A 14,829-nucleotide genomic window follows, 5' to 3' on the forward strand; every position below is an offset into this window, starting at 1 on the left:
TTTAGATTAACGCTTTTACTGATAAATTGCAAGTAATTATACAAAATCTCTTCAATATATGCGCATTTTTTTAATAAAAGGGTTTCTCTCTGTTTTCTAAGACTCGTTTGTTTTGGACACAATATTATAAACGCTAACTACTTTTTGAATGGACTCACACAGCATAAAAGCGTGCTAATTCTTCACTGCGGACGTGCCTCTTTCGATAATGGCTGATTAGCTTTCTCTAAGGAGCCAAGAAAAGGTTCACCCCTGCCAGTATTCACAGCCATTTTTCACTTGCGATGATTCACAGCCACAATCTCTTTAAGAAATGTGTGAAAAATGCACTCAGTGGTATTACACAAAGCATTCCTTAACCCCTGTAGATTATCGTGTTATACACGGAATGACTACCAGGCAATTTCCATTCATTCCTGCTCATAATGAAAAACCTTGGCCGGCTTCGCAATACCGGATTCTAAAGGATGCGGCTTATAGATAGCAAGGAGTCTTCCGCCTTGCTGAATCCGGAACTGCTTTGTTCCAGTTAAACCCTCTGGCATTTTCAGTTTCTGACCGTGAAATACTCTATCCGCCATTTCTCCATCTGCTTCGATCTTTTCTAAATGAGCTATACCTGCTGATAAAGGAAGAAGTAAATCCAGATGCTCATTTCTTTCTTTTGCCTGCTGTATTTCTTCTATTGTATAGGTACTGTTTCGATCAAACGATCCTGTTTTTGTCCGAATCAATCCCGACATATGTGCGGGGTATCCTAGCCTATCACCTATATCGACGCATAATGTCCGCACATACGTCCCCTTCCCGCACTCTACAAGAAAGCAAAAACGAACACGCTTCCCTTCCCTCCGAATGTCAGATAAAAGTTGTATCCGCTCAATATGAATGGTACGCTCCGGACGATTCACCGTAAGCCCCTCGCGAGCATACTCATAAAGCTTTTTCCCATTCACTTTCACCGCTGAATACATCGGTGGCACTTGTACACTGTATCCGATAAAATTGTCCAAAACCCGTTGTACTTGTTCAACAGAAAAATCTTCTCTGACCACAGCCTGTTCAACAGTTACCCCAGTGCTGTCTTCTGTTTCAGTTGAAACGCCCAATGTTACTTCGGCTATATAGGTTTTTTTGGTATCAGTCAAGTACGGGACGAGTTTAGTTGCCTGGCCGATGCAAATAGGCAGAACGCCTTCCACTTCCGGATCAAGAGTTCCGGTATGTCCAACCTTCTTCGTGCCATACAGCCGTCTGATTTTCGCTACACAATCATGCGATGTCCATCCCTTTGGCTTCCACAAAGGAAGAATTCCATCCATATCTCTTTCCTCCGCCTCTAAAAAATTTCACTATTGATCGAACACCCAACATTTGGTAAACATTAACCATTCATCTCCACTGCTTAACAATACCAAGAAAATGGGCACTCGTGATATGTATCCACGCCTTTCTCCTCACACGAATTCTTATGTCAGTAGTATGTACAAAGATAAAACCCTTGTTGGATGACAAGGGTTTTATTCATTAGAAAAAGCAAATTTATTCGTCTGAGTCATTTAATTGGCGAAGGATATGCTCAATTCTATTTCCTTTTTCAATTGCTTCATCAAATTCAAAATACAGTTCGGGCGTTTTTCGTAACCGAATTCTTTTACCAATTTCCGAACGGATGAAACCTTTCGCTTTGGCCAGGCCGACAAGCGTATCATGCCGTTGCTTTTCATCGCCAAGCACGGAAATAAACACTTTTGCCTGTTGCAAATCGCCGGAAACTTCGACATCTGTCACTGTAACAAACCCGACACGAGGATCTTTGATTTTTCTGCCGATTATATCTCCAAGTTCTTTCTTCATTTGTTCCCCTACACGGTTTGCGCGTAATTCATTCATTTTCTATCACCTCTATTATGTGAAGGGAAAGTCATTTTAAAACCATTCAAAGTTGGTAGTGGTTCGCTCCAATTCGGGAAAAGAATCAATAAGCTTCAATGCCTGATTGATTACTTTTTCCGCATGGATTTTATCAGAAGAGACCGTCACCAGACCAAGACCAGTTCTTTGCCATAAATCCTGGTGATCAATCTCGCTTACAGCAATATTATAATCATTTTTCAACCTTGTTATTAGGCTTTTGACCACAGAACGCTTTTGTTTTAGCGATTGCGGTTCATAAATAAAACAATCTACTTCCACGTATAAAATCATACACGTTCGATTTCCTCCATGACATACGCTTCAAATACATCGCCTTCTTTTATGTCATTGAAGTTCTTCACCGTAATACCACACTCATAGTTTTGTGCGACTTCTTTCACATCATCTTTGAATCGCTTGAGGGTATCAATTTCGCCTTCATAAATGACAATGCCGTCTCTGATGACACGAACCCCTGCATCCCTGGTTATTTTACCATCGGTAACATAGCTTCCAGCAATCGTACCGATTCTGGATACCTTGAAGATTTCCCGAACTTCAGCTTGCCCGATAACCTTTTCTTCAAATTCCGGATCAAGCATTCCTTTCATTGCTGACTCGATTTCTTCAATCACCTTATAAATAATCCGATGCAATCGAACATCTACATTCTCGGTTTCCGCCGCTTTCTTGGCATTGTTATCCGGGCGAACGTTAAATCCGATCACAATAGCGTTTGAGGCAGAGGCCAGGATGATGTCCGACTCGGCAATCGCCCCTACACCTGTGTGGATAATATTAACTTTTACGCCTTCCACATCTATTTTTCGCAAAGAGGATGCCAATGCTTCAACGGAACCTTGGACATCAGCCTTTAGCACAAGGTTAATATCCTTAACTTCCCCTTGTTTGATTTGTTCAAACAAATCATCAAGACTGACTTTCGCCTTGTCACTGCGTTTTTCTTCAATTTGTTTTTGCTGGCGGGCTTCCCCTACCTGGCGGGCTTTCTTTTCATCAGCAAAAACAACAAACTGGTCTCCTGCCTGCGGCACATCATTCAAACCGGTGATTTCTACTGGAGTCGATGGTTCAGCGGATTTCACCCTGCGCCCAAGATCATTAACCATTGCCCGAACCCTTCCAAACGTGTTGCCGACAACAATTGGGTCTCCGACATGCAAAGTTCCATTTTGAACCAGCAACGTCGCTACAGATCCACGTCCTTTATCAAGCTGTGCTTCGATGACTGTTCCACTGGCATTGCTGTTAGGGTTTGCTTTTAATTCCTCCACTTCGGAAACAAGCAAAATCATCTCCAGCAAGTCATCGATGCCTTCTCTTTTTATAGCAGAAAGTTGAACGAAAATTGTATCGCCGCCCCAGTCTTCCGGGATCAATTCATGTTCTGTCAGTTCCTGCATGACCCGGTCAGGATTGGCTCCTTCTTTATCCATTTTATTGACAGCGACAATAATTGGAACTTCTGCTGCTTTGGCATGGTTGATTGCTTCCACAGTTTGCGGCATGACACCGTCATCTGCAGCGACTACGAGTATGGCAATATCTGTTACCTGTGCACCACGTGAACGCATACTGGTAAAAGCAGCATGACCAGGCGTATCCAAGAACGTTACTTTTTTGCCGTTTTCCTCCACTTGATAAGCGCCGATATGCTGTGTGATACCACCTGCTTCTCCTTCGGTCACTTTCGTATCCCGAATGGAATCGAGTAATGTTGTTTTTCCATGGTCGACGTGGCCCATGATGGTAACAACCGCAGGACGTTCTACCAGGTCTTCCGCTTTTTCCTCTGGTTTGAAATTTTCCAATGCAATTTCGTCAACTTCGACAACTTGCTCGGCAGTCACTCCGTATTCCTCACAAATCAAGTCAATAGAGTCCTGATCCAAATCTTGATTTTTTGTTGCCATTGTGCCTAAAAACATCAATTTTTTGATGATTTCCGAAGCATCTTTGTTCAGTTTATCGGCCAATCCACTAACGGTTAACGTACCGGTATAAGTGATTTTTTCAGGAGTTTCCTGTTTTTTTCCTTTCGATTGTTGATTGCTCTGTCCGGAATGTTGGTTATTTCTTTTTTTATTTTTGTTATTCTTATTATTCTTGTTGTTAGGATTCTTACCATTTTGTTGATTCCGGTTATTTTTTTTCTTATTGCCTTGATTGGCGTTTGTTTTATTGGAGGAACTGTCTCCACTTACCGGTTTTGTCTGTTCTTGCTTCTTGTCAACTTGTTTATTTCCGTTAATTGCTTTATCCAAGGTTTGGATGGTGTCTTCCGAAATGGTCGACATATGGTTCGAAACCTCTATATTCAAATCTTTTAATTTATCTATGACCACTTTACTGGATAGATTGTGTTTTTTCGCATATTCGTAAACTCTTGTTTTACTCATACGTTCACCCCCGAATAGATTCATCGAGCAACGATGTCATTTTAGCGGCGAATCCTGAGTCGAGAATTGCAATAGCAACTCTTCCTGACTTCCCAATAGCTTGTGAGATGGTTTCGCGGTCGTCTACTACAAAGAAAGGGATTTGATAATACGTACATTTATCGGTAATCTTTTTTCTTGTCTGCGTCCCCGTATCACTTGCTAAAAGAACAAGTTTCGCCTTCCGCTTCTGAATATCACGTATAATGGCCTCTTCTCCCAAAGTGAGTTTTCCCGCTCTAAGAGCAAGGCCCAATAAATTCAGATAATCTTTACTCAATTTTCTTACCTTCAATAACTGTTTTTAGTTGTTCATAAACCGATGGATCGACATCCGTATTCAAATGACGGTTCAATACGCCGCTTTTTTTTGCCTTTTCTACGACATCGACACTTCTGGTCAAGTAGGCTCCCCGCCCGTTCTTTTTCCCGGTTTCGTCCACAAACACATCGCCTTCTTTATTACGGACAATGCGAATTAATTCTTTTTTTGGTTTCATTTCCTGCGTCACGACACATTTTCTAAGAGGAACTTTTTTGGTTGCTGCCATCCTTTTTCCTCCTCCTTATTCAAACAAATTATCGTCAATATCTGAATAAGCTTCATCTTCGCCGAGAGAATCTTCCTTTGAATCTTCTAGCAAACCTTCTTCCCGGGCTTCACTCTCGCTCTTTATGTCTATTTTCCATCCGGTCAATTTTGCAGCAAGACGTGCATTTTGTCCTCGCTTGCCAATAGCGAGTGATAATTGATAATCGGGAACAATGACAGTAGTTGCTTTCTCTTCTTCATTGACAAGTACTTCAATCACCTTGGACGGGCTGAGAGCATTCGAAACATATACGACCGGGTCCTCTGACCACTGGACAATGTCAATCTTTTCACCCTTCAATTCATTAACGATTGTCTGCACCCGCTGTCCGCGCTGCCCTACACACGATCCAACCGGATCCACCTCTGGATCTTCTGCATAGACCGAAATTTTGGAGCGATCTCCGGCTTCTCTTGCTACGGAACGAATCTCCACTGTTCCATCATAAATTTCCGGCACTTCCATTTCAAACAAACGCTTCAACAACCCTGGATGGGTACGAGACACGTATATCTGCGGCCCTTTGTTCGTATTCTCAACTTTTGTTACCAACACTTTAAGCCGGTCGTGAACCTCATACCGTTCCGCAGGCATTTGCTCACTCTCGGGAAGTCTCGCTTCGATCTTGCCTAAATTGACATAAATAAAACGAGGATCTTTTCGTTGGATAATGCCGGTCATCACATCTTCTTCCCGGTCCGCATACTCACTAAAAATAACTCCTCGTTCTGCTTCCCGGACGCGTTGGGTAACTACCTGTTTCGCTGCTTGAGCTGCGATTCTTCCAAAGTCCTTCGGCGTTACCTCCTCCTCGATTACATCTCCGATTTCATAGTTAGGGTCTTTCTGATTTGCTTCTTCAATGGAGACTTGCTGCAATGGATCTTCTACTTCCTCGACAATATCTTTACGGGCATATACATGCATGCTTCCCGTTTCTTCATTCAAATCCACCCGAACATTTGTGGCGGATTTGAAATTTTTCTTATAAGCGGAGATAAGAGCAGCCTCGAGGGCTTCCATAAGGATATCTTTATCAATTCCTTTTTCTTTCTCCAAATAATCAATTGCATCAAAAAGCTCGCTGCTCACCGTTTTTTCCCCCTTTAGTTAAATGATACCGCCAAGCGTGCCTTTGCAACTTTATCGTACGGTAACTGTATCTCTTGTTTACGGGTCTTAACTTTCACTTCTAATGTGATGGTATCATCATCAAAATCCTTCAGTACACCTTCATACTCTTTTTCGCCATTGATCGGTTCATACAGTTTAACGTGAATATTGTTGTTCAAATTCGCCTGAAAATCCTGTGGTTTCTTCAGCGGCCTTTCGGCACCAGGCGATGACACCTCTAAAAAGTACGGGGTAGCCACCGGATCTTCTGCATCAAGCTTTTCACTGAGCTGCTCGGAGACTTGGCCACATTCTTCGATGTCGACGCCACCTTCTTTATCCACGAATACGCGCAGGAACCAATTTTTACCTTCTTTTTCAAATTCAATGTCCACGAGTTCCAAATTCATTTCTTGCAATATGGGTTGAACAAGTTTTTCTGTTGTTTCGGTTACTTTTGCACTCAATTGGCACCCTCCTTTTACCACCTATACTATCCCGTCATGTAACGTTAGTATACTCAATTAGCTGCTGTTTCATTTTGAACGGAAAACCTTGCCCACTTCCGGCTCCATCATTACAAAACCCTTGCCATTTAGATAATTGACAAGGGAACTCATCAGCTTCCAACCTATTACTGTGTTAACAAAAGCGAGAAACAGAGACCTCAAGCAATGTGAGAAACAATACCGGCAGCTTTGGCACAAAACAGAAATAAATCCATGCTGTGCACGCATCCTGTTCAGTCAACAAAGTTCCATTGCAAAAAAGAAAATGGTATGAAGAAAGAGTGGGGTTCACCCACTCTTTCTGCTTACGTATCAATGCTTACCATAGAAAATATACCATATCTAACAATTTAATGCAAGATAATGCCTTTACAGCCTAGTTGATTAGAAAAGAGATAGCTGGTTGGCATCTGCCATCCCTTCCAGACAACCATGATTATCCAGATACTCTAAAACCGTTTTAGAAATCCTGCTTCGCTCACGTAAATCTTCCTTCGACAAAAACTCTCCTTCTTCACGGGCTTTCACAATATTCAATGCGGCGTTCGTACCTAAGCCGTCCACAGCATTGAATGGTGGAATCAACGAGTTCCCGTCTACCAGAAAATCTGTTGCACTTGACTTATACAAGTCGACCTTTTGGAAAGAGAAGCCTCTCGCATTCATTTCCAACGCAATTTCCAAAACTGTCAGCAAGCTCTTCTCTTTTGGCGAAGCATCGTTTCCTTTCACGGTGATTTCCTGGATTCTTTTTCTGATGGCATCTGCTCCTTTGATCATCGTTTCTAATTCGAAGTCGCCGGCTCTGACCGTAAAGTAAGCGGAATAAAAGAGAATAGGGTAATGCACCTTGAAATAAGCAATACGCACGGCCATAAGTACGTATGCTGCAGCATGGGCCTTAGGGAACATATACTTAATTTTCTTACATGATTCAATATACCAATCAGGGACATCGTGTTTTTTCATTTCTTCTATCCACTCATCTTGAAGCCCCTTACCTTTCCTGACAAACTCCATGATTTTAAAAGCAAGCGATGCGTCCAATCCCTTATGCATCAAATATACCATGATGTCATCGCGACACCCGATTACGTCAGGCAATTCACATATACCGTCATTGATCAATTGCTGTGCATTGCCAAGCCATACATCTGTTCCGTGGGACAATCCAGAGATAATTACTAATTCTGCAAAGGTCTTTGGATTGGTATCCTCCAGCATTTGACGCACAAATTTTGTACCAAATTCAGGCACGCCGAGCGTTCCTGTCTTGCAATTTATTTCATCAGCTGTTACTCCCAATGATTCCGGACCGGAGAAAATTTTCATTACTTCCGGATCGTCTGTCGGTATCGTTTTCGGATCAATTCCACTTAAATCTTGAAGCATCCGGATAACAGTCGGATCATCGTGTCCGAGAATATCCAATTTCAATAAGTTATCGTGGATGGAATGGAAATCAAAATGTGTGGTCTTCCATTCTGAATTCCGATCGTCAGCCGGATATTGAATAGGCGTAAAATCATAAATTTCTTTATCATCCGGTACGACAATAATTCCGCCAGGATGCTGTCCGGTGGTACGCTTAACCCCGGTGCAGCCTTGGACCAGACGGTCAATTTCAGCGTTTTTGAATTGTAGCTGATTGTCGCCTGCGTACCCTTTTACAAAGCCATAAGCAGTCTTTTCGGCGACTGTACCGATCGTTCCTGCACGATAAACGTTATCCTCTCCGAACAGAACTTTTGTATAGTTATGTGCCTTCGGCTGATATTCTCCAGAAAAATTCAAATCGATATCAGGTACTTTATCACCCTTAAAGCCTAGAAACGTTTCAAACGGAATATCTTGTCCATCTTTCTTCAACGGTTGTCCGCATTCAGGACAATCCTTGTCCGGCAAATCGAAGCCGCTACCGACCGTTCCATCATTAAAAAATTCATTATGCTTACATGACGGGCAGACATAATGCGGAGGCAGCGGATTGACCTCTGTGATTTCTGTCAAGGTTGCAATCAGAGATGATCCTACTGAACCCCTGGAGCCAACGAGATAACCATCGTCCAGTGACTTTTTCACCAGTTTGTGTGAAATCAAATAAATAACCGCAAAGCCATGCCCGATAATACTTTCCAGTTCTTTCTCAATCCGTTTGGTAACTATCTCCGGAAGCTCCTCACCATAAATGCTTTTCGCCATGCTATAGCTCATTTGCCTAATCTCTTCTTCTGCACCTTCGATGTTCGGTGTGTACAAATCTTCCTTCACAGGAGAGACTTCTTCTATTAAATCACTGATATATTGACTATTTTTGACAACGACTTCCTTTGCCTTCTCTTCGCCAAGGAAGGAAAAACAATCAATCATTTCGTCTGTTGTCCGGAAATGAACATCAGGCAGTGTTTGACGACTTAACGGATTGCCGTTCTGTGAAGAAATCAAAATTTGCCTGTACAATTTTTCATGTGGATCAATATAATGGGTGTTACCCGTAGCGACGGCCTTCTTTCCCATACCATCAGCCAATTCCACTAAATTTTTCAAGATGTCATACAACTGAGCTTCATTTCCTACCAACTCTTTTTCAATTAAATGGTAATAATTTGAAGGGGGCTGTATCTCAATGAAATCATAGAATTCAGCAGCTTTTTCTGCCTCTTCCTTGGATTTTTGCATCATCGTTTCAAATACTTCCCCTTTATCACATCCGGAGCCAACCAGTATGCCTTCTCTCATCTTTTGTAGTTGAGAGCGGGGAATCCTTGGTACTCTGTAAAAATAGTCGACATGAGACATAGATACCAGCTTATAAATATTTTTCAAGCCTTCTGAATTCACTGCCAGCAACGTGCTGTGAAAAGGTCTTGATCGCTGATAAGCGTTCCCCTCTCCCATATGCTGATTGAATTGATTGTGGTTGACGATATTTTTTTGGAACGCTTGCTTTATCAGCTTCCACAGCAAATACCCCGTTGCTTCGGCATCATAAATCGCCCGGTGGTGCTGTGTCAGCTCAATATCAAGCATTTTACATAACGTATTCAAGCGATGGTTTTTCAAGGATGGATACAGAAAACGCGCAAGCTCTAACGTATCAATCACCGGGTTTTCAGCTTTTTCAAAACTGATTTTTTTTAGTCCTTCATTCAAGAAACCCATGTCGAAGCTCGCATTATGGGCAACTAATACCGCATCACTCATCCATTCATGAAAATCCTTCAATACCTCTCCGACTTCCGGCGCGTCTTTCACCATATCATCAGTAATTCCAGTTAAGTCAATTGTCGTCTGAGATAAAGGGTGGTGCGGGTTGGCGAAGGCTTCGAAACGATCGATGATTTCCCCGCCTTTCATCTTAACGGCGGCCAACTCGATAATCGTGTCATAAACCGCAGATAAACCAGTTGTCTCCACGTCAAATACGACATAAACAGCGTCCTCCAGCTCCAAATCCGTTTCATTGTACGCAATAGGGACTCCATCATCGACAATATTAGCTTCCAACCCATAGATAACTTTTACGCCATGTTTTTGCCCCGCCGCATAGGCCTCTGGATAGGACTGGACGACAGCATGATCAGTAATGGCAACCGCTGAATGCTTCCACTCAGCAGCTTGCTGTACTAGCCTTCCAGCTGAAACAACGGCATCCATTTGGCTCATGGCAGTATGCGCATGTAGTTCCACTCGCTTTTCCCCTTCAGGGGCCTTGTCGGTTCTTTTTTCCGCTTTCACTTCATTGATGTCTTGTACCATCATCGTCAGTTCATTGGTGAAATTATCTGTTTGAATGCTTCCTCGTGCTCTAATCCACATGCCTTGCTTTAATTTGGAAAATTTTTCTGCATCCTGATCACCTTTGGAAAACATCTTCAACTGGAAAGAGTCCGTGTAATCCGTTACCTTTGCGATTAACAAATGCCTGCCAGAACGAAGCTCCCTGACTTCCGAGCTAAACACATATCCCTGCACTGCCATTTTCCGCTCTTCTTCCACGATATTTTCCATCGGGACGATTTCATCCTGGATTCTGTATCCAATGGTTAGCGGTCCTTCGAACGCACCTTCGGCCTTTTGTTTCTCTCTTTCCTGTTTGTCCTTAACAGCCTTCTGAACAAGTTGCTGATCTTCCATTGCTTTTTGTTCTCTGAATTTTTGTATGTTCTCTTGTTCGTCTCCTACTTCAACCGTCAATAAATAATTCATCGCTCCGATTGTTTGACAGTAGCCTTTAAAGCCAGGCTCCAGTCTTTTTCGGAGTGCGTTGGCTTCTGCTTCATTCCGCGAAGTTAACATAATCTTATTACCGTTTACCTTGGGTATTTGTTCATGAACCAAATCCCGATAAGCCGGTGATAAATCTGTAAGTGAATGAACAAAATGCTTCCAATAAGTACAAACATCGGCATCAGACAATGTTTTGTTTTCCGCATAAATCGTCCACTTAATCGCTGCAATTTGAGAAAAAGCATCCTGTAGTTTTGCAGTGAACAACTGATAGACGGAAGGTGGCAGAATTCGTGGTACATTTATGTGAAAATGCCATTGCTTTTGTTGCGTATGGACTTCCAATTTAGCTAAATAACTATCCTGAAAATGCTGTTGGATTAACTCGTCGGGCATATCGATTTGCTTCAACAGTAAACCAAGCTTTTCTTTACCTGATATGTCCATCTTTCTTCCTCCCCATTTACGACCATCATACTAGATTTAGCAGCATGGCTCGGCTTCTCCGACCTGTATACTGGCTTTGAAAAAGCTCTTATTTTACAATTTTACTACTTTAGAAAACCCTTGTCATTAGAAAACAGACAAGGGTTTTGATTACCAATCAGACCAAGTTATTCAATTGTCTTAACAATTCCGACTCATGAATTTCTGTTTGTTCTCCTGTAGCTCGCTGTTTAAGTTCTACATAACCTTCTCCAGCTCGTTTTCCTACAGTTATCCGGAGTGGAATCCCTATTAAATCACTGTCGGCAAATTTGACGCCAGCTCTTTCCGCACGATCATCAAATAGTATTTCAACACCGGCTGTTTTTAAGGAATCGTAAATTTTTTCAGCCAATTGCTTTTGCTCGGTTTTTTTCATATTCAAAGCCAGCAGATGCACTTGGAATGGAGCTAGATGTGCAGGCCAGGTGATGCCTCTTTCATCGTGATACTGTTCAACAATCGCAGCAACAGTTCTAGACACTCCTATGCCATAACATCCCATGTTCATCGTTTTAGCTTTTCCCTGTTCATCCAAAACCGTAGCACCCATTCGCTCGGCATAGATGCTTCCTAGTTTAAACACATGTCCGACTTCAATTCCCCGAGCAAATTGAATGGTTCCTTTTCCATCGGGGGAAGGATCGCCTTGTTGAATAAAACGAAGGTCAGCATAGGAATCTACTTTGAAATCGCGACCCGGGTTAACGTTGACATAGTGATAGCCATCTTTATTTGCGCCGCAGGTTACGTTGACAGCACTTTTTACCGCCTGGTCGGCGACAACCTTCATGTCATCCGGCAGGCCTACTGGTCCCAATGAACCAAAACCAGCCCCCAGTGCCGCTTTTGTTTCTTCTTCTGTCGCAAGTTCGACTGTTTCAGCTTTATAAAGGTTCTTTAACTTTATGTCATTTACTTCATGATCGCCTCTGGTAACAACCAACACCAAATTGCCATCCACCTTGAACATCAATGCCTTTAGCCCTTTATCAAGTGGGTGCTCTAAAAAATCGGCAACCTCCTGCATCGTTCTTTTGCCAGGAGTAGCTACTTCCTTCAACTCTTTTAATTCTCCTTGTTCCGATGTAGACGTAGCCGTTACAGGAGCCATTTCTATATTGGCTGCATATTCAGAGCTGTCTGAATATGCAATTGTATCCTCGCCCACTTCTGACAAAACCATGAATTCATGTGTATCTTTACCGCCCATGGCTCCAGAATCAGCGATTACCGCCCGGAAATTCAACCCACAACGCCGGAAGATATTCTCATATGCTTGGTACATCTTCTGGTATACCTGATCAAGACTGTCGAAGGAATCGTGAAACGAATAGGCATCCTTCATGACAAACTCTCTACCTCTCATCAAGCCAAAGCGAGGACGTTTTTCATCTCTGAACTTCGTCTGAAATTGGTAAACGGTTAACGGTAGTCTTTTATAACTTTTTACTGCGTCCCTGATGATACTTGTTATAACTTCCTCATGGGTCGCACCCAGTGCGAATTCGCGGTCATGTCGATCGTTCAACCGCATTAACTCGGGACCGAAATTATTCCATCTGCCCGTTTCTTTCCAAAGTTCAGCGGGCTGCATAGCAGGCATGACCATTTCATTAGCTCCAATGTTATCCATTTCTTCTCTGATGATTGCTTCTACCTTTCGGAGAACTCGTTGCCCCATTGGCAAAAAGCTATAAACTCCAGAAGCTATTTGACGTATGAAGCCTCCCCGAACCAATAATTGATGGCTCTTGATTTCCGCATCAGCTGGAACCTCTTTAAGTGTCGGTATCAGCATGTTACTTTGTCTCATATGTAAGTCACCTCAATTTCTCCTGTCATCCTTCACTATACATGCTTTCCAAATTTGTAATGACCAGCCTTTATGGAAAGGCTGGTTAAAAATCGTTCAAAAGATATAGGATTCGACTGAATTTTGCGTATGATTTCTTTTCTTTCACCCAACCTGCACAAGCCGAAAACCACTGTTCTCTACAGAAATACAATCTGTTTTCGGCGGGGACAGGTAAAGTCTTCTGTACTTTCGGCTAGCGAAATCCCACAGTTACCCCCGATGTTTCCTTCCATTTGTCAAGAAACGTACGACGATAACTCATTGCCTTGCCCGCAGAAAACAGCTTTCAAATTAACCCATTTAAATCCTGTTTGAAGGCAGCGAACCTCCTAAAAGGAAACCTTTTCTAATTGTCTTGTACAAAGGTATTTAAATACAGAGCATCTTTAAAATACTCAATTTGCTATTACAAGAACAATCGCTGAATATCGTTCCAAGTTACCACAATCATCAGCAACATTAACAATGCAAAGCCGATAAAGTGGACAACACCTTCTTTTTGCGGATCAATCGGTTTACCTCTAACTGCCTCAATTCCGACAAACAACAACCTTCCCCCATCCAGTGCGGGTAAAGGCAAAAGATTAATAATACCCAGGTTGATACTTAATGCCGACGTCCACATCAGTAAATTAAGCACCCCTGTCTGGACTACCTGGTCTGTAGCATCATAGATGCCCACCGGCCCGGACAGCATGTCTAGAGAAAATTGTCCTGTTACAAGCATGCTGAGGTTAACCAAGATTAGTTTGATCCACTCATATGTCTGATTGACACTGTAGGGAATTGCCTTCAACAAAGACTTTTCCGTTGCTGCCTGTACACCGATCTGTCCAATTTCTTGATCCTGCGCTACATTGCTCTTCGGTACTACTTGGACATCTACTTGCTCATTGTCTCTTTCAACCGTCATCGACAATTCCTCTTCCGGATGAGCCCGCACGATCTCTGTGAACTCTTCCCAAGTAGATATGGAAGTATCCCCGATCCGGATGACCTCGTCCCCATCCTGAAAGCCTGCTTCTTCAGCCGGGCTGTCGGAAACAACATTACCAATTATAGCCCTGTCGGCAGGCACACCGTTTAACATTCCCAGTAAGAAAAAGATAACGGCAGCCAGTAGAAAATTCATCATCGGACCAGCAAATAATTGCATTGCCCGTTGCAGCTTCGTCTTTGAAGCGAATTGTCTGTCATATGGGGCAATTTGTGTTTCCACTTCATCCATCACGAATCCTGCTTTGGGATCGATTGAGAAGGACAGTTTTTCTTCTTCATCGATTTCATAACCTTCAATGAGAAGCCGGTGATCCAGATCCGCATGCTCCACTTCAATCACTCTTGCTTCTGGGTGCTTGGATTTATTGTTAACGATAATTTTATTTACCGCTCCATCTGGATTAAACTCCAACCCTATATGCTGCCCCGGTTTCAATTCTATGATTTCCGGGTCTTCACCTGCGACACGGACATAACCGCCGATTGGCAGCAGCCGAATCGTATAAAGAGTTTCATTCTTTTTATTAGAAAAAATTTTCGGTCCGAAGCCTATGGCAAATTCCCTCACAAGCATTCCTGCTCGCTTGGCAAAAATAAAATGTCCAAACTCATGAACAAACACAAGCAGGCCAAACATTAGAATGAATGCAATAATGGTATTCAAC

At 42.6% G+C, this 14,829-nt stretch carries 11 protein-coding genes; all 11 read right to left on the reverse strand.

Features of this window, described 5'->3' with window-relative positions:
- Positions 1-410: 410 nt before the first annotated feature.
- The 11 genes from truB to rseP all read right to left on the reverse strand — a co-directional run bounded on the left by truB (position 411) and on the right by rseP (position 14,828).
- Positions 411-1,322 (reverse strand): tRNA pseudouridine(55) synthase TruB, encoded by a 912-nt coding sequence (truB, locus tag BLR82_RS02010; RefSeq protein ID WP_074597331.1) that lies wholly within the window; start codon positions 1,320-1,322, stop codon positions 411-413.
- A 220-nt stretch (positions 1,323-1,542) separates the two neighbouring features.
- Positions 1,543-1,893, reverse strand: a complete 351-nt coding sequence (gene rbfA / locus BLR82_RS02015) for a 30S ribosome-binding factor RbfA (RefSeq protein ID WP_074597332.1) — start codon at positions 1,891-1,893, stop codon at positions 1,543-1,545.
- Between the two features lie 36 nt (positions 1,894-1,929).
- A complete protein-coding gene (locus BLR82_RS02020; protein WP_074597333.1) occupies positions 1,930-2,208 on the reverse strand; it encodes a DUF503 domain-containing protein in 279 nt (92 codons plus the stop codon).
- The gene (gene infB / locus BLR82_RS02025; protein WP_074597334.1) at positions 2,205-4,337 is read right to left on the reverse strand and encodes a translation initiation factor IF-2; all 2,133 of its coding nucleotides are present in this window, start codon (positions 4,335-4,337) and stop codon (positions 2,205-2,207) included. The genes BLR82_RS02020 and infB overlap by 4 nt, the downstream gene beginning before the upstream one ends.
- Positions 4,338-4,341: 4 nt before the next feature.
- The gene (locus tag BLR82_RS02030) at positions 4,342-4,656 is read right to left on the reverse strand and encodes a YlxQ family RNA-binding protein (RefSeq protein ID WP_074597335.1); all 315 of its coding nucleotides are present in this window, start codon (positions 4,654-4,656) and stop codon (positions 4,342-4,344) included.
- Positions 4,649-4,927, reverse strand: coding sequence for an RNase P modulator RnpM (gene rnpM / locus BLR82_RS02035; protein ID WP_074597336.1), 279 nt, complete (start codon positions 4,925-4,927; stop codon positions 4,649-4,651). The genes BLR82_RS02030 and rnpM overlap by 8 nt, the downstream gene beginning before the upstream one ends.
- 15 nt (positions 4,928-4,942) lie before the next feature.
- Positions 4,943-6,061 carry a transcription termination factor NusA gene (nusA, locus tag BLR82_RS02040; protein WP_074597337.1) on the reverse strand — a complete coding sequence of 373 codons (1,119 nt, stop codon included), beginning with the start codon at positions 6,059-6,061 and terminating at the stop codon, positions 4,943-4,945.
- Positions 6,062-6,075: 14 nt separating this feature from the next.
- On the reverse strand, positions 6,076-6,549 hold the full coding sequence (gene rimP, locus BLR82_RS02045) for a ribosome maturation factor RimP (protein WP_074597338.1): 474 nt from the start codon (positions 6,547-6,549) through the stop codon (positions 6,076-6,078).
- A gap of 426 nt (positions 6,550-6,975) precedes the next feature.
- Positions 6,976-11,268, reverse strand: a complete 4,293-nt coding sequence (locus BLR82_RS02050; RefSeq protein WP_074597339.1) for a PolC-type DNA polymerase III — start codon at positions 11,266-11,268, stop codon at positions 6,976-6,978.
- A gap of 157 nt (positions 11,269-11,425) precedes the next feature.
- Positions 11,426-13,123 carry a proline--tRNA ligase gene (locus tag BLR82_RS02055; RefSeq protein WP_074597340.1) on the reverse strand — a complete coding sequence of 566 codons (1,698 nt, stop codon included), beginning with the start codon at positions 13,121-13,123 and terminating at the stop codon, positions 11,426-11,428.
- 448 nt (positions 13,124-13,571) lie between these two features.
- A complete protein-coding gene (rseP, locus tag BLR82_RS02060; RefSeq protein ID WP_074597341.1) occupies positions 13,572-14,828 on the reverse strand; it encodes an RIP metalloprotease RseP in 1,257 nt (418 codons plus the stop codon).
- Between the last annotated feature and the right edge of the window lies 1 nt (position 14,829).

The organism is Sediminibacillus halophilus (genome assembly GCF_900103695.1).
GTDB lineage: Bacteria > Bacillota > Bacilli > Bacillales > Amphibacillaceae > Sediminibacillus > Sediminibacillus halophilus.

Coding starts and splice junctions, on each gene's coding strand:
- truB (WP_074597331.1), bottom strand. CDS start 1,322: ATGGATGGAATTCTTCCTTTGTGGAAGCCAAAGGGATGGACATCGCAT.
- rbfA (WP_074597332.1), bottom strand. CDS start 1,893: ATGAATGAATTACGCGCAAACCGTGTAGGGGAACAAATGAAGAAAGAA.
- BLR82_RS02020 (WP_074597333.1), bottom strand. CDS start 2,208: ATGATTTTATACGTGGAAGTAGATTGTTTTATTTATGAACCGCAATCG.
- infB (WP_074597334.1), bottom strand. CDS start 4,337: ATGAGTAAAACAAGAGTTTACGAATATGCGAAAAAACACAATCTATCC.
- rnpM (WP_074597336.1), bottom strand. CDS start 4,927: ATGGCAGCAACCAAAAAAGTTCCTCTTAGAAAATGTGTCGTGACGCAG.
- BLR82_RS02050 (WP_074597339.1), bottom strand. CDS start 11,268: ATGGACATATCAGGTAAAGAAAAGCTTGGTTTACTGTTGAAGCAAATC.
- BLR82_RS02055 (WP_074597340.1), bottom strand. CDS start 13,123: ATGAGACAAAGTAACATGCTGATACCGACACTTAAAGAGGTTCCAGCT.